The 22791-nt window shown below is 34.7% G+C and carries 20 protein-coding genes; 2 read left to right on the top strand and 18 right to left on the bottom strand.

The features are described from left to right. Positions 1–89: 89 nt before the first annotated feature. On the bottom strand, positions 90–971 hold the full coding sequence (locus tag BUE84_RS07180; RefSeq protein WP_079241042.1) for an AraC family transcriptional regulator: 882 nt from the start codon (positions 969–971) through the stop codon (positions 90–92). Between the two features lie 211 nt (positions 972–1182). Between BUE84_RS07180 and BUE84_RS07175 the strand changes: the two genes are divergently transcribed. After that, positions 1183–1527 (top strand): MerR family transcriptional regulator, encoded by a 345-nt coding sequence (locus tag BUE84_RS07175; RefSeq protein WP_079241041.1) that lies wholly within the window; start codon positions 1183–1185, stop codon positions 1525–1527. A gap of 438 nt (positions 1528–1965) precedes the next feature. Here the strand turns inward: BUE84_RS07175 and BUE84_RS07170 are convergent, their stop codons facing one another. From BUE84_RS07170 to BUE84_RS07120, 11 genes are all read right to left on the bottom strand, one after another. After that, positions 1966–2733 (bottom strand): hypothetical protein, encoded by a 768-nt coding sequence (locus tag BUE84_RS07170; RefSeq protein WP_079241040.1) that lies wholly within the window; start codon positions 2731–2733, stop codon positions 1966–1968. Next, positions 2730–3491: a hypothetical protein gene (locus tag BUE84_RS07165; RefSeq protein WP_079241039.1), complete on the bottom strand. Its 762-nt coding sequence runs from the start codon at positions 3489–3491 to the stop codon at positions 2730–2732. The genes BUE84_RS07170 and BUE84_RS07165 overlap by 4 nt, the downstream gene beginning before the upstream one ends. After that, a complete protein-coding gene (locus BUE84_RS07160) occupies positions 3479–3709 on the bottom strand; it encodes an RHS repeat-associated core domain-containing protein (protein WP_079241038.1) in 231 nt (76 codons plus the stop codon). The genes BUE84_RS07165 and BUE84_RS07160 overlap by 13 nt, the downstream gene beginning before the upstream one ends. A gap of 81 nt (positions 3710–3790) precedes the next feature. Further along, entirely contained in the window at positions 3791–4300 is a 510-nt protein-coding gene (locus BUE84_RS07155) for a hypothetical protein (RefSeq protein WP_145953222.1), read from the bottom strand. Beyond that, complete coding sequence (locus BUE84_RS24790; protein ID WP_079241036.1) at positions 4278–5240, bottom strand: RHS repeat-associated core domain-containing protein; 963 nt, start codon at positions 5238–5240, stop codon at positions 4278–4280. The genes BUE84_RS07155 and BUE84_RS24790 overlap by 23 nt, the downstream gene beginning before the upstream one ends. Before the next feature lie 138 nt (positions 5241–5378). After that, positions 5379–5783 (bottom strand): hypothetical protein, encoded by a 405-nt coding sequence (locus tag BUE84_RS07145; RefSeq protein ID WP_079241035.1) that lies wholly within the window; start codon positions 5781–5783, stop codon positions 5379–5381. 3 nt (positions 5784–5786) lie between these two features. Further along, the gene (locus BUE84_RS24785; protein ID WP_079241034.1) at positions 5787–6599 is read right to left on the bottom strand and encodes an RHS repeat-associated core domain-containing protein; all 813 of its coding nucleotides are present in this window, start codon (positions 6597–6599) and stop codon (positions 5787–5789) included. A gap of 77 nt (positions 6600–6676) precedes the next feature. Further along, complete coding sequence (locus tag BUE84_RS07135) at positions 6677–7450, bottom strand: hypothetical protein (RefSeq protein ID WP_079241033.1); 774 nt, start codon at positions 7448–7450, stop codon at positions 6677–6679. 10 nt (positions 7451–7460) lie between these two features. Continuing rightward, positions 7461–10979 carry a DUF6443 domain-containing protein gene (locus BUE84_RS07130; RefSeq protein WP_079241032.1) on the bottom strand — a complete coding sequence of 1173 codons (3519 nt, stop codon included), beginning with the start codon at positions 10977–10979 and terminating at the stop codon, positions 7461–7463. 4 nt (positions 10980–10983) lie between these two features. Then, positions 10984–14256, bottom strand: coding sequence for a hypothetical protein (locus BUE84_RS07125; protein WP_145953221.1), 3273 nt, complete (start codon positions 14254–14256; stop codon positions 10984–10986). A gap of 4 nt (positions 14257–14260) precedes the next feature. Next, on the bottom strand, positions 14261–15904 hold the full coding sequence (locus BUE84_RS07120; RefSeq protein ID WP_079241030.1) for a T9SS type A sorting domain-containing protein: 1644 nt from the start codon (positions 15902–15904) through the stop codon (positions 14261–14263). A 399-nt stretch (positions 15905–16303) separates the two neighbouring features. Here BUE84_RS07120 and BUE84_RS07115 point away from each other — a divergent pair, with 399 nt between their 5' ends. Then, positions 16304–17530 carry a helix-hairpin-helix domain-containing protein gene (locus BUE84_RS07115; protein ID WP_238594383.1) on the top strand — a complete coding sequence of 409 codons (1227 nt, stop codon included), beginning with the start codon at positions 16304–16306 and terminating at the stop codon, positions 17528–17530. 81 nt (positions 17531–17611) lie between these two features. Here the strand turns inward: BUE84_RS07115 and BUE84_RS07110 are convergent, their stop codons facing one another. The 6 genes from BUE84_RS07110 to BUE84_RS07085 all read right to left on the bottom strand — a co-directional run bounded on the left by BUE84_RS07110 (position 17612) and on the right by BUE84_RS07085 (position 22779). Beyond that, positions 17612–18835 (bottom strand): YncE family protein, encoded by a 1224-nt coding sequence (locus tag BUE84_RS07110; protein WP_145953220.1) that lies wholly within the window; start codon positions 18833–18835, stop codon positions 17612–17614. Positions 18836–19004: 169 nt separating this feature from the next. Then, positions 19005–19727 carry a 23S rRNA pseudouridine(2604) synthase RluF gene (gene rluF, locus BUE84_RS07105; protein ID WP_079241027.1) on the bottom strand — a complete coding sequence of 241 codons (723 nt, stop codon included), beginning with the start codon at positions 19725–19727 and terminating at the stop codon, positions 19005–19007. A gap of 206 nt (positions 19728–19933) precedes the next feature. Further along, positions 19934–20632: a tRNA pseudouridine(55) synthase TruB gene (gene truB, locus BUE84_RS07100; protein WP_079241026.1), complete on the bottom strand. Its 699-nt coding sequence runs from the start codon at positions 20630–20632 to the stop codon at positions 19934–19936. 19 nt (positions 20633–20651) lie between these two features. Then, on the bottom strand, positions 20652–21470 hold the full coding sequence (locus tag BUE84_RS07095; protein ID WP_034695326.1) for an undecaprenyl-diphosphate phosphatase: 819 nt from the start codon (positions 21468–21470) through the stop codon (positions 20652–20654). A gap of 110 nt (positions 21471–21580) precedes the next feature. After that, positions 21581–21877, bottom strand: a complete 297-nt coding sequence (locus BUE84_RS07090; protein WP_079241025.1) for a DUF3098 domain-containing protein — start codon at positions 21875–21877, stop codon at positions 21581–21583. Positions 21878–21879: 2 nt separating this feature from the next. Next, positions 21880–22779, bottom strand: a complete 900-nt coding sequence (locus BUE84_RS07085) for a cell division protein FtsX (RefSeq protein ID WP_079241024.1) — start codon at positions 22777–22779, stop codon at positions 21880–21882. Positions 22780–22791: the final 12 nt, after the last annotated feature.

The following is a 22791-nucleotide window of genomic DNA, read 5'->3' as shown; positions in this document are numbered from 1 at the left end:
CCTTCTCTGGAGGGGTGGCAAAAATTCAAAGAATTTTTGACGGGGTGGTTTACAACAATCTCTCCATTAAACTTTAAATTTTACACTCATTAAGCCTTATATTTCCTCATGAACTGCGTAGGAGTCATTCCGGAGCATTTCCGGAATACTCTTACAAAGTAGGAATATTCTTCATATCCTAAACGGAACGCAATTTCTACCAGGCTTTCATCAAGGTACATAAGCATTCTTTTGGCTTCCAGCACTACCCTTTCTGTAATCACATCAGTGGCTGTTTTTTGAACAACAGTCTGGGCAATCCTGTTCAGATGTTTGGATGAAATCCCTAATAAAGAGGCATAATGGGTAATGGATTTATGTTTTGTAAAGTTTTGTTCGATCAGATTTTCAAAATCCTGATAATGTTTAAAATAAGAAAGGCCGGCAGTTGAATCCATTGTATCAAAGTCCTTTGAAAACAATCTGGCAGCATTGATGAAAATCTGAGACATTAATGATAAAATCAGCCCTTCTTTCATGATACTTTTAGTCTGATGTTCTTCTCCCAATTCCTGAAATAAACTAATATTTTTCTTAAGCTCACCAGCATCCAACTGAAGTTTTCTCGGAAAAGATACAGATCCAAAGAAAGGGAAGTTTCTCAGTTTTTGATTCACATAGTGCATTTCATAAAACTCCTGAGAACAAAAGAAAATATACCCATCAATATCTTCCGATAGCTCCCAACTGTGAATCTGTCCTGGTGACAGAAAAAACAGACTTCCTTCCGAAACTTCATACCTTTGAAAGTCTATTTCATGTACGCCTGTTCCTTTAGTGAAAAAAACAGCAGCATAAAAATCATGTCTGTGAGGCTTCTCTATATGACGATGTCCCACCACCAAATGATTCTTCATCGTATTAAAATAAAAATCAGAAGTATTTTTACCTGCCTGAAAAAGATCGATATGAAGAACAGAAATTGGATTCATTTATATTTATGTATCGTAAGAATTCACAAATTTAGACAAAAAAAGAACCAGTATATCATGAACCTTTATATCTGTTACAACAAACGTTTGCTCTTGAAGGATGAATTTAACCCCATCAATTCCTTTGAAACAAAGTATTACCGCACTTTTTACAATATATTTTGGATTAAACTTTAAAAAATTTTTATCTTTGAAGTTTAGGAGTTGTAAAATGAAAATAAATTTACCTGATAAGCTGTATTATTCTATAGGAGAAGTTGCGAAAGCATTTGATGTAAACACTTCATTAATACGTTACTGGGAACAGGAATTCCCGATTATCAAGCCTAAAAAAAACAGAAAAGGAAACCGATATTTCACTCCTGAAGACATCAAAAACCTTCAGATGATCTACCATCTGGTAAAAGAAAAAGGATATACCCTTGACGGAGCCCGTGTTGCCCTGACCACCAACAGTAAAATTTCTGAAACCATTACTCTAATTGACCGCCTGGAATTTGTAAAAGCCGAATTGATTAAGCTGAAAGAGTCTTTGGGAGAAAGAGAAGACGAATAATTTCTCTGAAAATATAGAAACCTCCGCTGCAATGAATTGAAGCGGAGGTTTTATTTAAAGTCTATCAGAAGATGCGATCACCAGCTATTTTCACAACGTACTATCCCCCTTACCTACCCCCCTCCACCCCCTTGGGTAAGGGGGTATACCCAGTTGCACAAGGGGCTGAAGGGAGTTACATAACGGTCTCTAACCCCTTTGATAAAGGGTATAGAGGCTTATGGAACGGGCTAGAGACAGTTGACTAAGAGGCTGGAGCAACTTCTGAACTGGCTAGAGACCCTTGATGAAGTGGGTGGAGAGGCTTGTTAAAGTGGTGAGAGGGACTTATCTAAGGGTCTGGAGGGTGTTTATAAGTGCTTCACAGCAGTACAAGGGCTTTTCTACAGCAAAACAACTGCTTGTGGATATATGAGCGGGACGCTCGCGCCAGCGGGGTTATTCATACATTATTTTTCTCTCCTCAATTAGTTCTTTCTTTCCGTCTTTTGATTTACTAAAAATCTTGATTAAGTTTCCTTTTGAGTCATATTGATTTTCATAGAAAAATTTTCCAGATTTAATTTCTTGATTTTTATCCATTGATACTTGAACTTTCAAAATAGCTGAATAACTTATTGCATATCCATATTTATCTACTCCATTATAGTTAGTTGATGTTTGTCTTGGGTGTGTGAATGTTTGTGTTTCACTAATTATTTTATTCTTTTTGTCATCATATAAATAGGTAGTTCTTTTCTGTAACACTAGTGATGAAAAAAGAATGCTTTCTTTTATTCGTGATGTATTGTCATAGAAAGTATATTCTTTCATATAAGGATTACTGTCTTTGTTCAGATAATTTACAACAGTATAGTTTTCATGATATTCATATTTTTTATTTGTATATGTAATATTTTGCTTAGATATAGAATCATTTTTAGCAATAACATTCTCTTCTTCTATTCTATATAGGGAGTCTAATTTATATTCTTTGTAAAGAAAGTTAGGTATCTCTTGTTTGTAGCTATCGTCATACAAAATAACTTTATTATTCTTCTTATCATAACTATATTTTTGAGATAATTTATTGCCTTTGTAAACTTCCATTGTTACAAATTTGTCTTTTATCAATTTTTGATAATAATTTTTTTTTGCATTATCATTTACAGTTTGAGAATAGTAAAGACTTCCAATGAATAATATGAGGTATTTTAGTATTTTCATTTTCTAGGTATTTCTTTATATACCCCACCACTATATACATTAAATATACCAGGTAACGAATTATATTTAGCGGTGTTAATATCTGCTGGCGAAGCTTCAGGATTTTTCCCATCTCCTGGGTGAGAATGAGTAAATATATTCTTGCTACTGTCAACTCCAGGTAAGTTAGATGTTCTATTGTAAAGTCCTGTTTTTAATCCTATACTTGGCAAAAAACCACCAAAATCATATTGTTTAGGATTATTAGAATCCTGAGTAAAGCGAGTTAAATAAGAAAATTGTAATGTTCTCCCAACAAGAGCTTTATCTATACCATTTTGTGTATACTGAAACAAATCAAACTCATTTCCTGCATTAGAATACTTAGCTAGAAATTCAAAAAAACTTTTACCTTTACTTTGATTATCAAATTTGTAAGATTCATATTTCACTTCTTTTTCGCCATCTACACCAGGCTTAGGATTATATTTTACATTTTCAGATACAATTTCCCTTTCTTCAATTTGTTCATCTCTTTCCATAGTAAATTTAACTGTATTTCCCTTATCTGTAATTCTTTTACCTTTTTCATTTACTACATATAGAACATCAGGTTTATCATTTTCTGTTACCTTCTTTAAATCACCTGTTACAGCGTTTAATTCCCAATCATCTTCTAATAACCCTGTAGGATCAATCACATTAATAGGATTGTTAAAGCTATATCTAAAAGGTGTCATATTTGGATGAATATCAGCCAATGGATCTACGCCCCCCATCTTCCAATATCCGGCATATAGAACCTTGCTCCATAATCATACATACCCGTCTCCTGCAGCTCCTTGCCGTTGTACTTATAATTCTTATAACTACCAGATCCAAAGAACGCATTTCCAGTCTTCAGATGATTCATCCCAAATGGGTAATAGTCGTTTGCATCTGTAATTTCAAGAGCGCCTGCGCTGTTTCTTCCATAAGAAACTCTGACATTTCCCAAATGATCTTTGTACTGGTAAATATACTGATCTTTATCATAATTATAAAAGAGGCTGTCTCAAAAGAGATAGCCTCTTCTTATTTATAAACTTATATTATCATTTTTCTTTCCCCATTTTTGATATAATTGAAAATCATTCATTTGCCTTAGCCTGTAACTTGGTGCATGAGAAATTTCTTTTTGAGATTTAACATTAAAAACTGAAAATCCTTTTTCAAAAACGTCACTTCTTTTGTTAAAATTCTTTTCAATTACTGACATACAAGGTAACCCGATAGAATCATTCGGCGGAATAGAAATAGGGGTTAATGCTTCAAAGTTTATCTTAAATGTATCCTTTTCATAAACATGTCTATAGTTTGCTTGAACATCTTTAAGAGAAACTTTAAGAGTATCATTTGTAGGGTTTCCAAATAGTAAAAAAGTTTCTACATTTTTAATATTTATACTATCCTTTGTATAATCACATATCAAATTTTGGAAAGAAGAAACAGCATTTTTATCCTTGGATATAGATTTTTTACAGGATATAAATAAAGCTACTAACAATATTATATAAATATGGAACTTATTTTTGTTTATATTTCTCATAATAGAATTTATCATTGCCATAATTTTTTTTCATTAATTGTTGAAATTGAGGTGTAGTTTTCTTAAAAATAGGAGAAGCCATTTGATGCTCATAAACCTTGACATGTTCTTTTGCTAAATCAAGTGTAGATATATTAACATTGTCAGGATTTACTGTTAAGTGACTTACTTTTCCTCCTTCATGACTCAGTGCAGATATCATATTGTATTTATCATTATATAATTCACTCACTTCTCCATTACCAACCATAAGCGAAACTGTTTTAGAACCTTTATTTGCCTGCATTAGAGCATCTGGATTATATTCACCTCCATTATAACTGGAAACTTTTCCTACCATTTTACCCGCATCAAAATGATAATCAGCAACCCCAACAGAAGTACTATTACCTTTGAGGTTATCTAAATCTATACCTGCATCTTTAGTGTAGTGATTTGCAATATTTGCTAAAACAAATGCATTGTCCTTATTAAATTTATAATCTTTTAATTCTGTCGATAGCCATGGAGCAGTATTCAAACTTCCAGTAATCGGATTTTGAAAATCAATGACAATATTATTTGTCTTTTTATTATCTGTGTATAAAAATTTTCCGAATTGATTAAAGTGATCATCAACTGGTTCTCTACCGTCAGGATCTGTATAACGTATAGGATTATCAAACGCGTAAGCATACGGCGACCAGCTCGGCATTTTTTCCGCAAGCGGGTCAACAACACCCCATCTTCCCAGATCCGGCATATAGAATCTCGCACCGTAATCATACATTCCCGTCTCCTGCAGCTCCTTCCCATTGTACTTATAGTTGTAATAACTTCCAAATTTGGAATAGGAAGAACCACCAATATGGTTTAATCCAAATGGATAATAATTATTGGTATCTATAGATTCTAGCATTCCGGCATTATTTTTAGCAAAAGTAACTCTTGTATTTCCCAATTGATCCTTGTAATTGTAAAAATAACGGTTTCTCTATAATAGAGAGTAAAAGCCACAGCAAAAACAGTGGCTTTTTGTTTTATTTACGGACACGAGCGAAACGCTCGCACCAGCGGGGGGAGATATTATTAAAAAAATTCATTTAATATTATAACAAAGTCCTTTTATATCTTCTGTAGAAAATAAGTTTTTCTTTATGTTGTAATCTTTTTCGAATGGAATATAGACCCCATTAAAAGTTATCCCTCCTAAATAATGGTGTGAAACAAAGTTTTCAGGATATAATGATTTCAAATTTAATTTATAATTATGTCCCACAATTATTGATCTATTTTTTTTACACCCATATCCAGTTTTTGTAGAAGCGATTTTTATAATTTTAGTATTTGGAATACTAACATCCGTTCTTTCTGCATATAATAAATATACATTTTCAATTGAATCTATTTTTACTATTCTATACTCAAGTCCCGCACTTAGCTTAGATTTAGAATTACAAGAGATAATTAATAATAAAAGAATAATAACACTAATATTTTTCATAAGTTAAGGATATATTGGAACAATTAATGGAGCTTTACCCGAAGTTTTAAATACAGCTTCTGACCTTCCTGATTTATATAAATTAGTCGTTTGATTTCCATTTTTATCATAATTAATTTGTTGATAACCTTTAGATGTTTGGGGTGTAGCAGCATTATGTGCTGAATTATATATACTAAAAAAATCCTCATTATCAGCTTCCGACGCATAACCGGCATCTTTACCTAGTTTTTGAGAAATTAAAGCTCCTTGATAAGATTCAGTTACTTCATGTAACATATCTGCACCTGGTTTGCCAAAATAATTACTCATTGCACCTAAAATAAACGGATTTACCTCTTGCTTTGTTTCTGTAATAGGATTAAAAGATTTTCCATCAGAGCTAAATACATATTTTGTCTCATTCCCAGAAAAAGTCCCTCCTACATAGACACTCCCCGCTTCGGTCATATGCGTATTTTCTGATTTTACATTTACATTTACAGAATGATCATTAATAGCATCAACAAGTTGTTGACTATCTGCAGATAACTTTGCTTTGGGATTTTTCTGAGTATAAGAAACTTTACCTTTGCTATCTTTACTTAAAGTAAGCTCAGAAGAGACTGATTTTTGCAATTCTTTTAATGCTTCATCTGCTTCTTTTCCTGTAATAATAACATCTTTTCCTTGTCTACCATCCGGATCAATAAACTTAATCGGATTATCAAAAGCATAATTATATGGTGAATATCTTCTCATCTTCTCCGCCAGCGGATCTACTACTCCCCATCTTCCAATATCCGGCATATAAAATCTTGCTCCATAATCATACATTCCCGCCTCCTGAAGCTCCTTGCCGTTGTACTTGTACTTATAGACACCTAAATCGCAGTAATATCAAACGCTTGTGTTTAGTAGATGATTTTTCTTTCCTCAATAAGAGTTTGAATTTTCTTATCAATCTTATATACCTGAATTAAATTCCCTTTTGAATCAAATTTTTTAATTTTTTTATCAAAATCAAAACTTGCATCTTCTGGCATACCATTTAAATAGATATTACCTCTAAAAGACTCTCTATCTCCATATTGATTTAATTTATATACCCCTGTTAATCTAGACTTAGGAGCATGGAATGTTAGTTTTTCATAATTATATGAATTATTATCAATCCAATTATATTTTTCTATTTCAGAAACAACAATATCATCAGGAATATTAAATAACCTTATTTGTTCAATGATACGATTTTTGTCATCAAAAAGTTTAAATTGTTTTAATGATAGATGACCTTTATCATTATATTCGTTTATTTCAACAGTATTATTATTGTAAAAATATTTTGTTATCACTGAAATTTGTTTTTTTACAAGGGAATTCTCTTTTTCAGAAATCACCATTCCTTCCGTTGTTTTTTCTACTTCCGTGATATTATAATTATTATCAAATTTAATAATAGTTCTAAGCCATTCTTTATTTTTATCAGATGAATTTTTTATAGTAATTTCATTTTTATTTTTGTCGTAGGTATAGTTTCGTAAAGGAATTAATCTTTCATTTTTAACTTCAAAAACTTCCATTGATTTAAAGTTACTCTTAGCAAGAATTTTAAGAGAATCCTTAGTTTGAAAGTTTTGAGAAAATAAAAAGGGACCTAAAAGAAATAAAAAAAATAAATTTTTCATAGAGTTAGTTTTAAGGTTTAAATGTTTTATATGTCCCTCCACTATAAACTTTAAATATTGGTATTGGTATATATGGATTATCTGCTGCAGCTCTATCTGTATCTGACGGTATTGGATTTATACCGTCGCCGGGGTGAGAATGGTTAAATATTGATTTCATTAATTCAATACCTGAGGTTTTTAAAAGCATATTCTTGTAATAATCTAAGGTAAGTGTAGGGATAAATGCCCCAAAGGTTCCATCTTTATCAAATCTAGGTAGAAAATCAAACTGTAGTGTTCTTCCCACCATTCCTTTATCTTGTCCATTTTGAGTATACTGTAATAAGTCAAATTCATTTCCTGCATTCGAATTTTTTTCTAAAAACTCGAAAAATGATTTTGCATTACTCTGATTCTCAAAAGGAATAATTTCGAAAGGAACTTCTTTAGTTGCTTCTGTACGTACTCCATCTAATTTAGGAGTATAAGTAACACAACCTGACGAAGTAATTCTTTCCTCTATCTGTTCATCTCTTTCCATTGTGAATTTTACCTGATTGCCTGCTGAATCTGTTTTTCTATTTCCCTTATTATCTACTATATATAGCTCATCTGGTTTGTCATTTTCTTCAACCTTGGTGAGATTTCCATTTTCAGAATTCAATTCCCATACATCAGCATTTCGTCCATCAGGATCAATAAATCTTATAGGGTTATTATACGCATAGGTGTAAGTAGACCAACGACGTGAAGTTTCCGCCAGTGGATCAATTACACCCCATCGTCCAATATCCGGCATATAGAATCTAGCTCCATAATCATACATGCCACTTTCCTGAAGTTCCTTCCCATTGTACTTGTATTGATAAGCATTCTGGGTAGTCGCAGTATAATTATGCAGTAATCCAAAAGGATAATAAGTATTGACTTCTACAATTTCTCCCGGTTTCCATTCTCCAAGGCAACCAAATTTAGGCGAACATGTTGATGTATTATATCTCCTTGGCTGGATAACACCATCTCCATTTGTATCGCTATAACTTAACCTTACATTTCCCAGATGATCTGTAAAATTGTAAACATACTTGTTGAGAAGTGCATCATAATATCCTTCAGAAGTAGGAATGATCCTCAATTTCAATTCTGGAATCTCATTAGGATCAGGAATAAAAGTTCCTTCTCCATCCCAGGATTCTCTTAAAAATGTAGTTTTATACTGAAAGCCATCCAGATAATGGGTCTCCAGATCTCCAAAAAGCTTCTTTACTTTTACCCCGTCTGCTCTGTAAAGATAGCTTGTCAATTTTGAGTTTTGGGTAATCTTATCTGGTAAATTTAAATAATTATATTCAATAGAGGAAATCCCTTTATCCAAATGTTTGGTCATGTTTCCATTCCCGCTGAGATTGCCATTATCATACTCAATAGGATTAGGAACTGTAAGGGAAGGATAACCAGATGGATTTTGCTGCTGATCTGTAACTTTCACTAACTTATTTCCTACATAATCATACTTCAGATTATCAATCATTAAAGTGGTGTTTGCTCCTGGAAGCAATCCTTCAGTTCTTACCAGATTCAGGATATTTCCATTCACGTCATAGACCAGAAGCTCATTGTATTCTTTTGCATAGGGATTTGTATCCTTCTGATAAAAGCCACCTGTGAGTCTGTTTACACTATCATATGCGTAGCCATATCTTTTTAACGGTTCATTATCTTCTGTTAGGGTTTTCCATGATACTTCCGCAATATTTCCATTGTATCTCGGTTTTACTTTTTGATTCGGGTAGTCTGCATTGGGAATTTCCAGCCCTTCCACTTTATTATAATTGATCTTATACCCAAACAGATCACTTCCTAAGTTGGCAGGATCATTAATCTGGGTCATCCAACCACGGATATTGTATTTATAATCTATGGTCTGTAATGGTGATAATAGAGATGTTCCACCTACTTTTTTAGATTCAAGCTGAGAAATTTCATTGTACTTATTCTGAGTTAAAATCTCTACCGGATTACTGTCTACCTGATGTTTGTGTACCAATAACCTGTTCTGGCTGTCATAATCAAACGTTTCGGTAACCACTCTTTCAGTATCCGTGTTAAGTCTTTTATGTTTTGTTACCGTCTGTTTCGTAACTCCTGCAAAATCCAGTTTGGATTCTGTATGGGTATAGCCTCCCAAATGATTGATAGAATGACCTCCAATAGCTCTTCCTTTTGTATCGTAATAGGTATAATTCTTTGTCCAGTTATCATCCTCAATGTTTTTTACAAAACTCATTGTAGGAAATCCTTTGATGCTTCTTCCATCAGTCGTTGCGCTGGCAGTAAGTACCGGAGCTCCCTGAATGGTTGAAGGGAATGCAGGATTGAAACTGTAAGCAGGATAGCTGTCATAATAGTTTACGGATAATAAGGCAACCCATTTTGAGGCATGGGGATAGGTAACACCCGGATCATAATAAACATCCATTCCCTGCCTCGTAAAGACTACAAAACCAGTTCGTGTCATATTATTCGAACCATCAGCCAATGACTGTTCTGCATTCCGGTCGCCTCCTGTAGCGAGCCCGGTAATCACAACTCTTCCCAACTGATCGTACTGCGTGTACAGCCATTGTCCTTTTGTTCTTAATACAGCATCCTGAGTTCCTACAAGTCTGTCCTGTTTATCATAGATCATAAATTCCCAGCCTTTTCCGGGAAGTTTTTTTTCTACCAATCTGCCCTTTCCGTCATAACGGTACTGATAGCATAAGGTATTGAGAAGGTCATCGGTAATAGGCTTATGAACAGCCATAGGAGGAATGACAAAAGCCAGCTGATTGTATTCATTGTACACATAATAGGTATCAATCTGAAGGGTGGGGCTCATGATTTTTCTTACCAGTAATGTCTGGCCCTGACCGTTTTTAAATTCTACCGTTTCATTCTCATCCTCATCTTTGACAGAGTTTTTATACAATTGGTTCGGGGCATACACTGTAGCAGGCGATAAGCTCAGTACACTTTTAGTAGCTCCATCTACCCAGCTTGTGGTCGTGGTAAACTGATAGACTTCATTCAATCCGTTGGTGTCATAACCAAACTTCACAGATTTTGTGTTCCAGTCATTGCCCACCTGTTTCTGCTCCAGAATCCTGTCCAGAGGAGAGTTTTCCAAAACTTTTTCAGAATAGATCTTTTCATTCCCGTAGGTTGTGGGATAAACACCCAAAGGCCCTGAATAATAGTTCCCGTTGCTTGTGGAAAGCTGGGGAACCGGAAGATAGTCTTTCAGCTGTCTTCCAAACTGATCGTATTCAATATGGGTTACAACGTCTCTTCCCAAAGGGGAAGCCTGTAGGTTGATAACCTGCTTAGGTCTTCCCAGTCCGTCAAAATACTGAACGGTTTCTGAGGATTTGGTAGCAGCTGTTCCATTATAATCTAAATATGTTTTGGTCTGAATATAATTTTCATTGCTTGAAATCGTGGAAAGCTGGGCGTATGTTAAGTTGGATAAGAGCAGGACTCCTATCGGTAGTATGAGTTTTTTCATCAGTTTAGTTTTTATAATTGTATTTCATCTCCTTCAACACTTTGCCATTCACATCGATCACTTTCTGAAGCCTGTTTGCGGAATCATACACATAGCTTTCTCTGATTCCTGATGGTGGGGTGATGCTTCTTACCCCAACTAATGGATCATACGTAAAAGTGGTAATCTGATAAGCGGACAATGCTGTATTAGCTCTGAAGGTATTCAATGCTGACAAGAAAGTCGTTTCATCATTGCTGGAACCAGCTAAAGCATCTGTATTGGAAGCATTAACAATGGAATCAATTAAAGACTGTTGAATATCTGTTAATTTGGCTCCCTCTATTTTGGCAATAGGCTGGGTTTGGTTATAGCCCCAAACAATTACCGTTGAAATACCGTCTTTTGTGGTGTATTGCTTAAGATTTCCTTTAGAATCATATTGATCATAAGTAACTTCGGTAGTAGGATTATTCTGAAGATCATACGACAATGCTGAGCTTGGAAGTAAGGTCAATGGATTATCATATTTGGTTTCCGTTCTTGACAGTACTTTACCCGCAGCATCATTGGCATTTTGTTTTTTTGTGACCTGTGTCTCTATTGGAGTATCAATGATATTAGCATTAATAAGTTTCTGAATGCCTTTTTCATGAGCATACTGATAATCTGTCACAACATTTTCCCCGGATGAAAATGTAGATAATGTACTTTTTAAATTGATAGGTTTATTAATATCCGTATCTGAATAAGTGTATACAGTCTGATTCTCAACCTTTTTCCCTCCCTCAAAATATTCTGTTACCGTTGATTTTTTACGTTCTATCTTTCCTCCGTAAATTTCTACAGCACTCATATTGACCTGATAAGAGGATAATGGAGGTACGTTAAAATTCTCTACATTGTAAGGTACAATATCCAGATCAAGCCCAAACGCAATCTCTTCATTGGTAACGGGATTATATCCTGATAGCTTATTTTTCAATGGATTGATATCATATTTAAATGTTTCTTCTTTTAGAATATTAGCTCCTTTCTTATACGTCGTTTTTAACGGGAGTCCATATCTCCAATCATCATATGGTCCTGTCTTATCCGAATAAACAGAGCCTACCCCGGCATTTCCATCTGCAAATTCATAAATAGTTTCTCCCAGATCGTTATACTCTTTTACCGTAGAATAGGTGACTATATTGGACATGCTATAAGAATTATAAGCACTTCCTGTATTCTGAACCATATAATCTCTCTGGATATAGTCCGATGCTCCTGCATTTTCTACGCTTGGATGAGCTACTCTGTAAAAAGATTTAACAAATTGAAACGGACGTTTAAGCTTTCCTGAACCTTTATAAACTCCTGTATTCGGATCAGCCCTTTCATAGCTGTAGTTATAGATATTGGATGTATTACCGGCATCTACATCTTCTACTTTTTTTATTCTGAGCCCACCAACATTTGAAATTAAATTGGTTGCAATTTGTTTGTTATATTTGATGTTAAATGAAAAATCACAGCCACAGTCTCCTATACGCTGCAAACGTAATTGAATGGGGCTTGTTGTAGCACCAAATTCTGCCGTAAAGCTTTTTCCGTTAGAAGTATATACCTGTCCTGACATATTTATGCTGCCCTTGCATCTGTTTTCATGGATCTGGGCAATGTCATCATTATTATTCATACAGCCATTTCCAAAAGTGATTTTAAATCTTGCATTAGGCTTATTCATAAAAACAGATTGCGGAACGGTAACCAATGTATCACGAATAGGCTTCACAAAAGTACCAGGGTCTTGATTATTGCCTATACTCATATAACTTTCATATGCGTCAATGGTAGAATATTGGGTTGTTTCAATGGTATTGCTTTCATAATAAAGATTTTTAGAAGCACCGGTAGGATATTTAATAGCTGTTAAAACTCCAAGTTGTGCAAAATTAGGATTCGTATTTCTATTTCTACCTCCGATTATTGTGCTTTGGCTCGCCCCGATATTACTCGAAAAAATCTGATCCGGGATACTGGTGTTTGACTTGCTGTAAAAGGTATTATTAAAATATCCCCAATAATCATCATTATTAGAATTTCTTGCAGGAAGAGGAGTATTTTCATTATAAGAAAATGCATAACTCTTATTTTGAAGATTATCTTTTAGGCCTATGAGTTTAAGCCTGTAATCTTCATAGGTTTTATCAACAGAGCTTGATTCAAAATAAGAATGATTCAGTAAAAAATCTTTTACTATTTTTCCTGATTTGTCCTTTACTACAATTCTTTTCAAAGCAATACCAGCAGATGATTTGATATCTTTTCTATACAGTTCCTCCCCTACAGTGGTTAAATTTTCATCTCCCGAATATTTAAATTCAATTTGTCCTTCAGGAAATGTAATTTTTGTAATTAATTTTTCAAAGTTCGTATTGATATCAATTCTCGGTGGTGGAGATGTTTGAATTGGAGGAAAAGGAGTATAGCCCACCGGAGCATTTTGAGAAGTCAGAATTCTACTTTCAAATTTACTCTCTTCGGAATAGTTTAGCTTTTTTTGATATTCAATTTGTATTCCCTGATTTCTCGATGTACGCAAACTGTCCATTAAAAAAGAATTGACAGCTAACTGAGCAACCGTTTGGGATCGTTTAGTCATCACTGAGTTTTTTCCCGACAGCCAGAATTTGTTACCTTTTGAATCTGTTATGGTGAAACTACCATTATCAGGCAGTCTTTGAATCAAAACATCTTCATGAGGAACCGGAAAACCTTTGTTATTATTTATTATAAAACTGCCATTTACGGTAGGAAGGTTATACGAAAACAGATCGGGCTGCACATCATACATCCCATCATAAAGAAACCCTAAGACCTCTTTTTTGGCATTATCATTCCATGGATCAATGGATGAATATTGATAGGCTGTATTGTAATCTTTAAAATAAATCGGGAAAAAATCATCATCTTTTCCCATAATATTCTTTGAAATGGTATTGGGTATGGATAATGACCATCCTAATCCTACTGAGCTTGAAATCTCATTCTGTTTAATTCCTCCTGTATTATAAGAAAGCTTAATGGGGAAAACCAGATCTCCTAATTGAATATCATAAATGGGAATTGATATATTAGCTTTCCCGTTAAACAGATCCATAGGAAGCTTTCCTACTTTATCAAAGCTGTAGGCATCAGGGGAGGTTGGAAAAGATAAGACCTCTTTATTCTGCTGCGCATTAATTCCGATTCCGGACTGTGAGTATCCAAATGAAAAAATAGACAACAACGCTATTACAAATATTTTTTTCATCAGTTTATTTCTTAATTAATTTGGCATTCGCCGTTTTGTTGGTATCAGTTTTTATCGTCACCAGGTAAGCTCCCTGTACCAAAGCCTGGGTATTGATCTTTGTGACTCTGTTCTTGGTTTTAATACTCTGAAGTTGTCTACCAGACATATCGTACAGCAGAATATCAGCATCTTTAAAGTCAAAGCCAATTTCTACATAAGCATAATCAGAAACAGGGTTGGGATAGATTTTGATATCGTATTTTTCAATCAGCTGATCTACCTGTTTATCGCCCAGTTTCACAATTTTCCAGTTCTCTTTTCCGAGTTCTTCTGCGCTGGTTCCTGCCAGAATAATCGAACCGTCTCTGTTGAGTTTTAAATCTGAAAGCCTTTCTTCTTTTTGTCTGGATTCTCCCTTCACGTGTTTTCTCCACTGCTCATTTCCATTCTGGTCCAGATAGAGCATCCAGAAGGTTTCATCATCGGTTTGGATTCTTCCTTCAGCCTGAGTATAACCTCCCAACAATATTCCTTTTGTAAAGTCTTGATTCTTGGTTCTTGTATCTTGGCTCTGAATCACACTCATTCCCATTAGAATATCTCTGTTTTTGAAATTGTAAGATTTCTGCCACTGCTCGTCTCCTCTTTCATTGAGAGCAATCAGCCAAAGGTCTGTTCCTTCTTCAATGCCTACGGTTTTGTTTCCTGATCTTTCTGATCTTGATTCTCCGCCAATGATGAAACCTGTTGAAGTTAAAGCCAAAGTTCTGACATGATCATCTCCTTTTCCTCCAAAATTCTTTTCCCATTCTACTTTTCCATTTTTGTCGAGCTTTACGATCCAGTAATCACCCTCACCGAAGTTTTCAGTTTGTTTCGAGTTTCGGGATACGAGGTGCGGGTTTTGAACGTTTGATGCAGAACCCGCACCTCGCATCCCGGAACCTTGTTCAGATCCCGAATCACGAACCTCGGAACTCCTGGAATAAATCCCAAGTAGTGCACCTCCATCTCTTGTTGGAATCATCTTTTCCACTTCATCCAAGCCTTTTCCGCCTAAAATTAATTGGGAGAGTTCTTTTCCGTCTTTGTCTAATCGGGTAATTGAAACATCTTTTGAACCGTATCCTTTGGGTGAGTTCTGTATATTTCCGGCCACAAAGAATCCTAAATCGGTAGTTTGAATAACAGATCTTGCTTCTTCATCGGAAGAACTTCCCAGAGTTTTCTGCCACAATTCATCACCAAATTCATTGATTCTGATCAGCCAGATATCTGAACCGCCTTTAGAATCGTCTTTTTTGTCTAATCCTTTTCCTGAATAAGATGTTCCGGCTAGTAAAAAACCTCCATCCTGTGTAGTAACAGTCGCAGACAGGTAATCATGGTTTTGTCCTGAGAAATATTTCTCCCAGACTTCCTGTCCCTGTTGATTGAGTTTTACCAAATGAAAATCATAACCGTTGTTTTGCTTACTGCCTGAAGCCTGTTGCTTATTGCTCTGAATAGAACTTCCTGTGATCAGATACTGCTGATCAATGGTTGTGGTGACCTGGCTCAGAAAATCCTGGGTAGAGGATTGGATGTCTTTTTGCCACATCACTTCCTGGGCAGATACACCCAGAACCGTGCATAAGGTAAATGCACTGAGATAAAATTTTCTCATTCCCGTGTTGTTTTTTGAGTTAGTAATTAGTTTATTAAAACGAAGCGAATTTAGTACTTTTTAAGACACGAAAATCATCATACTTCAACCTGCTATAAATCATACTATTAATAATCAAATTTACTTTATGTTGTATTACAATTTATCTTATTATAATGCAAAAATATCTATCCGCAGCGACAGAACCTGTCGTGTTAAAAATAAAATTCTAATCAGAGAATTCAGTATCAATTAAGAAATTATATCACCCAAAAGGCAATATTCCTATTAGCTTATCAACAATAAAACACTTTCTCTATATCATATTTAACTAATTCATTATCAACTATTGCCATAATTTATTTTTATCAATAAGTTTACTACATGATGAGAAAAAGCTACTACCAAAAATTGGCATTTATGGTCACATTGCTGACTGTTTTATTGGTCTATCAGAAATATACCAGCCGTGAAAAAGAACCGTTTCCTGAAGTTATGTTCGTCAAAGATGCTTTAATACCAGTAAACCTATCAGATTTTGATCCCAATGCGCTGAACAATGAACAGTGGCAGAAACTTGGATTTTCAGAGAAACAAACAGCGACCATTCTGAAGTATAAAGATATTGTAGGAGGAACATTTACTTCAAAAGAGCAACTGAAAAAATGTTATGCTATTTCTGAAGAGAAATTCAGTGAACTGGCCGCTTTTATTTTGCTTCCTGAAATATCAGAAAAAGGAAATTCCAAAAGATTCACTACATATGAAAAGAAAGGAATTATAATTTCTGGAAAATTCAATCCTGATCAGTTTTCTGCCAATGACTGGCTTAAAATGGGCTTTAGTGAAAGACAGGCAGAAGCCATTATAAAGTATAGAAATTATCTTGGGGGAAGTTTTATCAGTAAAGAAAAGTTTAAAGAATGTTTCATCATCTCTCCGGAAAATTACAGTAAACTTGCTCCTTATCTTTTGCTTCCGACAAAAACTCCGGAAAACTTCAGGAATTTCGGAAAGAATAATCCTGTAAAATCCAAGATTCAATATCATCCATTTGATCCTAATCAGCTTGGTCTAGATGAGTGGAAAGCACTGGGATTTTCAGAAAAGCAAGCAATCACTATCATCAATTACCGAGACAGGAATTTACGGGGAAACTTCAAAAGCTTAGAAGATCTGCAGAAATGTTTTGTGATCTCCGCCGAGAAATTTCAGGAGATGAAACCTTATATCAAACTTCAGGAAAAACAACAGGAAAAAACAGATTTTTCAAAAACAGATCTTAATACCATTACTTTCAAGCAGCTTATAGAATTTGGACTGGATGAAAGAAGTGCAGGCTCAATAATTGGCTTCAGAAAGAAACTGGGAGGTTTTATGAATAAGCAGCAAATTTTAACCACCTACAACATAGATCAGAATCTGGTTCAAAAACTGATTTCAATAGCCCCGTTGAATATATCAAATGTTCCCCGATATTCATTAGTAGAAGCCCCTGAAGAATGGCTTAAAAATCATCCTTATTTCAAGTATTCAGCAGACAAAATCATATTCTACCGGATCAGTAATCCTGATGATAAAAAAATATGGAAACTTTTAAAACTGAAACCTGAGTATGAAGAAAGAATGAAATTATATGTAAAATAACATGAACCCTACATTGGCTAAAACTCTTCCAAAATAATATTCTGGAAGAGTTATATGTACTGTAAAATAATATTTTACATTTCAGTGATGCATATAGTTGCTTGGCCCATTAGTTCCTTCAATGGATTCCGGCAATATTCCGTATTTATTACGTAAATCTACTGTGCCTAATTTTTTCTCAGTATTAATATCAATTATACTAATCGTACCGGAATTTAAGTTGGGAAGATCCAATAAATTATTTTGTACCGCAACTACCTCTTTTCCGGATTTGGTTTTAAAGAAAGCCATATGATGTGCACCTTTATCCGCATCAAGAGTCTTCAAAAGCTTTAGCTGAGGGAGATTATTAATATCAAAGACAAGTACTTTTCCAGGTTCCGCAAAACTTACATACAATTTGTTGGAGTCATCAATATACATTTCGAGTGCCCAGCCTAAACCTTTTGCACTACCATCAAAAATCTTAGTAAAAGCATCATATTTTTTTGTTGTAACATTATAGGGAGCTATCCAGATATCTCCACCAAGCATTGTTGTAGCAAGTGCATATTGCGGGAACTTTCCGCGCAGTAACAATACTTCTACAGGAGCTGATAAATCAGTCGGAGAGTCTGCAACCTGATAGGTTTCCTTTATTTCGTAAGTATTGAGATCTAATAAAGTACAGGTATTACCCATTCCGGTAGTAAGATCAGGGTGAATAGTGGATGATACCATCATCAATCCTTTTTCCTCATTAATGGAAATGCCGTGTGGATACATGATAAACCTATTGGGATTAGTTTGAATGGGTGCTTTAATCGTTTTGATAAGCTGATTATTGGCCGCATTAAAAACACCTATACTACCATCTTTTGGTCCTCCTGCCCCACCCATAAAGGTCATAAAATATCTTCCGTCATTCGTGAAAAATAAATTTTCCCCTACCGTATTCTCACCCGTATCAACAGGAGTTGCGTTCAATAATATGGGTTGCCCGTTTTGGTCTTCCCCGGTTTTTACCTCATAGAGATAGCTGCCTCCCAAAGCAGTTGTAAACATTTTATTGGCATTCTGATTGTAATAAATATGATGTGGCAGTACACCAATGCCCAATTCAAGTTTGCTGCTGATATTTCCAAAATTGGGTGCTTCAGGATCGAGTTCAATAACGGCAATTCCGTCTGGTAATCCTTTTAAACTTCTGTAATCAATGTAAAACGAAGAATCATGCGAATGATCCGGATTATGATTATCATTTTGACAACTCACTACTATTACCAAAGTAATCAATACTAGAACTGAATTAAGTTTTAATTTCATGATTTTCAGGTTATTATTGTTGGTATTATAAATATAAAACATTTTCAAAGAAAAATAAAATATATTACACCAATACGTGAAAAATAATAAATAGCAATAGCAAATAATGCTTCCCATAGTTAATAGCGGAAAGCATGAAATTGAAACCGTTAAAGTATTTTAGATATTTTTAATCAATTGTTTTACTAGAATCTGCCAGCAAAGAATTGAGTGTATTAAGTTCTTCGTCTGTCATATCTCTCCATTTACCGACCGGCAAATCAAGTTTGATATTCATGATACGGATTCGTTTCAGTTTTTTCACTTCGTATCCAAGATATTCACACATTCTTCGGATCTGTCTGTTGAGTCCCTGAGTAAGAACAATTCTGAAATTCATTTCATCAATCTTCTCTACCTCACATTTTTTAGTCACGGTATCAAGTATTGGAACGCCGTTTCGCATTTTTTCCAAAAATCTTGGTGTGATAGGCTTGTCTACACGAACAAGATATTCTTTCTCGTGGTTATTTCGCGCTCTAAGAATTTTATTGACGATATCACCGTCACTCGTTAAGAAGATAAGTCCTTCGCTTGGTTTATCCAGTCTTCCGATAGGAAAAATTCTTTTGGGATGGTTGATATAATCTACAATATTATTTTTTTCACGTTTTGTATCTGTAGTACAAACAATTCCCACAGGTTTATTAAAAACGATATACACAGGTTTTTCCTGAGGCTCTCTGATTGGTTTTCCGTCTACTTCTACAAGATCTTCATCAGAAACTTTGGTTCCTAGTTCAGGAATTTTCCCGTTTATCTTGATTCTTCCTTCTTCCAAAAGTTTATCTGCTGCTCTTCTTGAACAGTATCCCACTTCTGATAAATATTTATTGATACGCGTTTTTTCCATTAGTCTTTTCCGTAGCCGGTATAATTTTTATTGCTGAAAATAGTACTTTCATAATGTAAGTTTATGAAAAAACCATCAGCTTATATTCCCAGTATTTCCTAATACAAAGTTAGGAAGAAAATAATATCCCTATGGCAGTCAAACCATAAACAATACTTTCTGGTGATGCACTATTCTCAATATCCTGAGAATTTTTAATTTAATTTTTACAGACCTTCGAATCTGTACTCGTTATTCAGGAACTGATCTGTAGCATCTTCAATGGCATACTCACCAATCTTGGTACGTCTTAGCTGTGTCAGATAAGCTCCTACTCCCAATTCCTGGCCAATATCATGGGCAAGACTTCTGATGTAAGTTCCTTTTGAACATCCAACCATAAAACTTACCAAAGGAAAATCAATTTTTATATCCTTGATGTAATGAATCGTTGTTTTTCTTGCTTTCATTTCCACTTCTTCACCAGCTCTGGCAAGGTTGTAAGCTCTTTCACCATCAATTTTAATAGCCGAATAAACAGGTGGTTTTTGTTCAATTTCCCCAACAAATTTTTCCAATACTTCTATTACTTGTTCTTCAGTAATATGGGAAATCTCCTGTTGAAGAATTTCAGGCTTTTCAGTATCGTAAGATTCTGTCTGTACACCTATCTTAATCTCTGTCCAATATTCTTTGGGAGCATCCTGAATCTCCGGAATTTTCTTTGTAAATTTTCCACAGCAGACGATAAGAAGCCCAGTTGCTCTGGGATCTAAAGTTCCGGCGTGTCCGATTTTAAATTTTTTAGGAAGATCAAACTCCCTTTTAAGTTTATATTTCATTTTATTGACAGCCTGGAAGGAAGTCCAGTCCAAAGGCTTATCCAATAAAAAAATGTATCCTGATTTCAGTTCTTCAGCAGTCATGAATGGTATAAAAGATTTCTTATTTAAAGAAATAAAAATAAATCAACAAGGCAACTCCAACAAAAATACGGTACCAGCCCCAAGGTTTAAATCCATATTTATTAAGCACTCCAATGAACGCTTTGATCGCAATAAGTGCGACAATAAATGCTACAATATTTCCTACAACAAAGATCATAATGTGATCCTGAGAAGCCATAATCATTTCATATCCTTTCTGTGGATTGGCCGTTTCTTTTCCCCAGGTTTTTACGAAAACAGAATATACAGTTACCGCAAGCATAGTAGGAACTGCAAGGAAAAAAGAGAATTCTGCCGCGGCTTTTCTGGTAAGCCCTTGTGCCATTCCTCCAATGATAGAAGCAGCACTACGGCTTGTTCCCGGCATCATCGCAAGACACTGCCAGAAACCAATGGTAACAGCATTTCTTATAGTAATTCCTTTTTCATCATCAATTTTAGGGTTTTTAAACCATTTATCTGCAAACAGTAAAACAACACCCCCCAAAACCAATACGGAAGAAATAGCAATCTGATTTCCAAGAACGGCTTCAATTTTATCATCAAATAAATATCCTAACACCAATGCCGGAACTACTGCAAATGCAAGTTTGAAATAGAACTGAATATTATTTAAGTCAAAAAACTTTTTCCAATAGGCTACTACCACAGATAAAATAGCTCCAAACTGAATAGACACCTGAAACATTTTTAAAAATTCTGTTTCCTCCAATCCCATAAGATTTGCAGTAAATCCCATATGTGCAGTAGAAGAAATCGGAAGATATTCTGTTAACCCCTCTACAATGGCAATAATAATTGCTTTGATTAAATCCATATTCCTTTAAAAAATTAAAAGATTAAAAGATTTAAGAATTAAAAAATCAGCACATTGGCTTAAATCTTTCAATTCTTAAATTTTTTAATCCTTAAATAAAATTATTTTATTTATTTTCTTTTTAAGATCGCATACACTTCTATGACAAATCCTATAACAACAAACAGAGGTGCTATTCTGATTCTTCTGATAGAAAAGATATCGTCATTCCATGAGTTAGGATCAAATTTCCCATCTACAGTATTGGCATCGGGCCCCATCATCAGTAGAAATCCTACTACAATAAATGCTAATCCGATCAGCATCCATTTGAAATTCTGCTGTCCGAAATAGAAAGCGTTTTCCTGTGGTACTTCAGCTTCATGTCCAAAGTCTGAAGCGGAAAATTTATTTGTTTTTTTGCTCATTATTAAGAGTAATATAAATCGTCAACGTTTGATTTTAAGAATCTCCATGTAGCGAAAATAGTACTTAAGACAGAAATAAAAATTCCAACACCCAGTACCAGGATAACTAACCAGAAGTACTGATTGTTGTCCTGCACGAAAGCTGAACCAATCTGACTTGTGAAATAGTACCAAACTCCACCTAATGCAATAAGACCTATTACAGAGCCGATAGCTCCCAGAATAATAGCTTCTACAATGAAAGGTTTAAGGATAAATCTTCTTTTCGCTCCTACCAGCTGCATTGTTTTAATAATAAATCTCTTCGAGAATATCTTCAGACGGATAGAGTTGTTGATCAATACAACCGCCAATATCAGGAACAGTATTGAAAATCCTAAAATCCATTTCAGAATTCTGCTCAGGTTATTGTAGACATCTACCATTAAAGTACTGTCATTTTTAACATCGATAATTCCTGGAACAGATTTGATCTCTTTGATGGCTTCATCAATTTTTGCTGGATCCACGAATTCAGGTTTTAAAGCTACTTCAATAGAGGAAGGGAAAATATTTTCTTCGAACAGTGCATCACTGTCGATTCCCATAGTTTTTTTGGCTTCTTTAGCCGCCATATCCCTTGAAATATAAGTCGCTTTTTTTACAGGAGCTAATAACTGTACCTTTTTAAAAGTTTCTTCCTCAAGTTTTGCAATTTTTACAGAATCTTTAGCGTCATAGTTTTCATCAAAGTAGGCGTTCACCACCAACTGTTCTTTGATATAGTCAGAATACTTCTGGGCATTAATCAGAATAAGCCCCATTAATCCTAACAAAAATAACACTAAGGCAATACTTATCACTACTGTAATATTGCTGGACCGAAGCCTTTTCTTATTAAATTCATCTACAGATTTAGCCATTAATATTAAAAT

Origin of the sequence: Chryseobacterium indologenes, from assembly GCF_002025665.1 — a bacterium.
GTDB lineage: Bacteria > Bacteroidota > Bacteroidia > Flavobacteriales > Weeksellaceae > Chryseobacterium > Chryseobacterium metallicongregator.
This window is presented reverse-complemented; position numbering and strand designations above follow the sequence as displayed.

Excerpts from the sequence above, each read along its gene's own strand:
- BUE84_RS07180 (WP_079241042.1), bottom strand. The coding sequence starts at position 971 with ATGAATCCAATTTCTGTTCTTCATATCGATCTTTTTCAGGCAGGTAAA.
- BUE84_RS07175 (WP_079241041.1), top strand. The coding sequence starts at position 1,183 with ATGAAAATAAATTTACCTGATAAGCTGTATTATTCTATAGGAGAAGTT.
- BUE84_RS07170 (WP_079241040.1), bottom strand. The coding sequence starts at position 2,733 with ATGAAAATACTAAAATACCTCATATTATTCATTGGAAGTCTTTACTAT.
- BUE84_RS07165 (WP_079241039.1), bottom strand. The coding sequence starts at position 3,491 with ATGGGGGGCGTAGATCCATTGGCTGATATTCATCCAAATATGACACCT.
- BUE84_RS07155 (WP_145953222.1), bottom strand. The coding sequence starts at position 4,300 with ATGAGAAATATAAACAAAAATAAGTTCCATATTTATATAATATTGTTA.
- BUE84_RS07145 (WP_079241035.1), bottom strand. The coding sequence starts at position 5,783 with ATGAAAAATATTAGTGTTATTATTCTTTTATTATTAATTATCTCTTGT.
- BUE84_RS24785 (WP_079241034.1), bottom strand. The coding sequence starts at position 6,599 with ATGTATGATTATGGAGCAAGATTTTATATGCCGGATATTGGAAGATGG.
- BUE84_RS07135 (WP_079241033.1), bottom strand. The coding sequence starts at position 7,450 with ATGAAAAATTTATTTTTTTTATTTCTTTTAGGTCCCTTTTTATTTTCT.
- BUE84_RS07130 (WP_079241032.1), bottom strand. The coding sequence starts at position 10,979 with ATGAAAAAACTCATACTACCGATAGGAGTCCTGCTCTTATCCAACTTA.
- BUE84_RS07125 (WP_145953221.1), bottom strand. The coding sequence starts at position 14,256 with ATGAAAAAAATATTTGTAATAGCGTTGTTGTCTATTTTTTCATTTGGA.
- BUE84_RS07120 (WP_079241030.1), bottom strand. The coding sequence starts at position 15,904 with ATGAGAAAATTTTATCTCAGTGCATTTACCTTATGCACGGTTCTGGGT.
- BUE84_RS07115 (WP_238594383.1), top strand. The coding sequence starts at position 16,304 with ATGGTCACATTGCTGACTGTTTTATTGGTCTATCAGAAATATACCAGC.
- BUE84_RS07110 (WP_145953220.1), bottom strand. The coding sequence starts at position 18,835 with ATGAAATTAAAACTTAATTCAGTTCTAGTATTGATTACTTTGGTAATA.
- rluF (WP_079241027.1), bottom strand. The coding sequence starts at position 19,727 with ATGGAAAAAACGCGTATCAATAAATATTTATCAGAAGTGGGATACTGT.
- truB (WP_079241026.1), bottom strand. The coding sequence starts at position 20,632 with ATGACTGCTGAAGAACTGAAATCAGGATACATTTTTTTATTGGATAAG.
- BUE84_RS07095 (WP_034695326.1), bottom strand. The coding sequence starts at position 21,470 with ATGGATTTAATCAAAGCAATTATTATTGCCATTGTAGAGGGGTTAACA.
- BUE84_RS07090 (WP_079241025.1), bottom strand. The coding sequence starts at position 21,877 with ATGAGCAAAAAAACAAATAAATTTTCCGCTTCAGACTTTGGACATGAA.
- BUE84_RS07085 (WP_079241024.1), bottom strand. The coding sequence starts at position 22,779 with ATGGCTAAATCTGTAGATGAATTTAATAAGAAAAGGCTTCGGTCCAGC.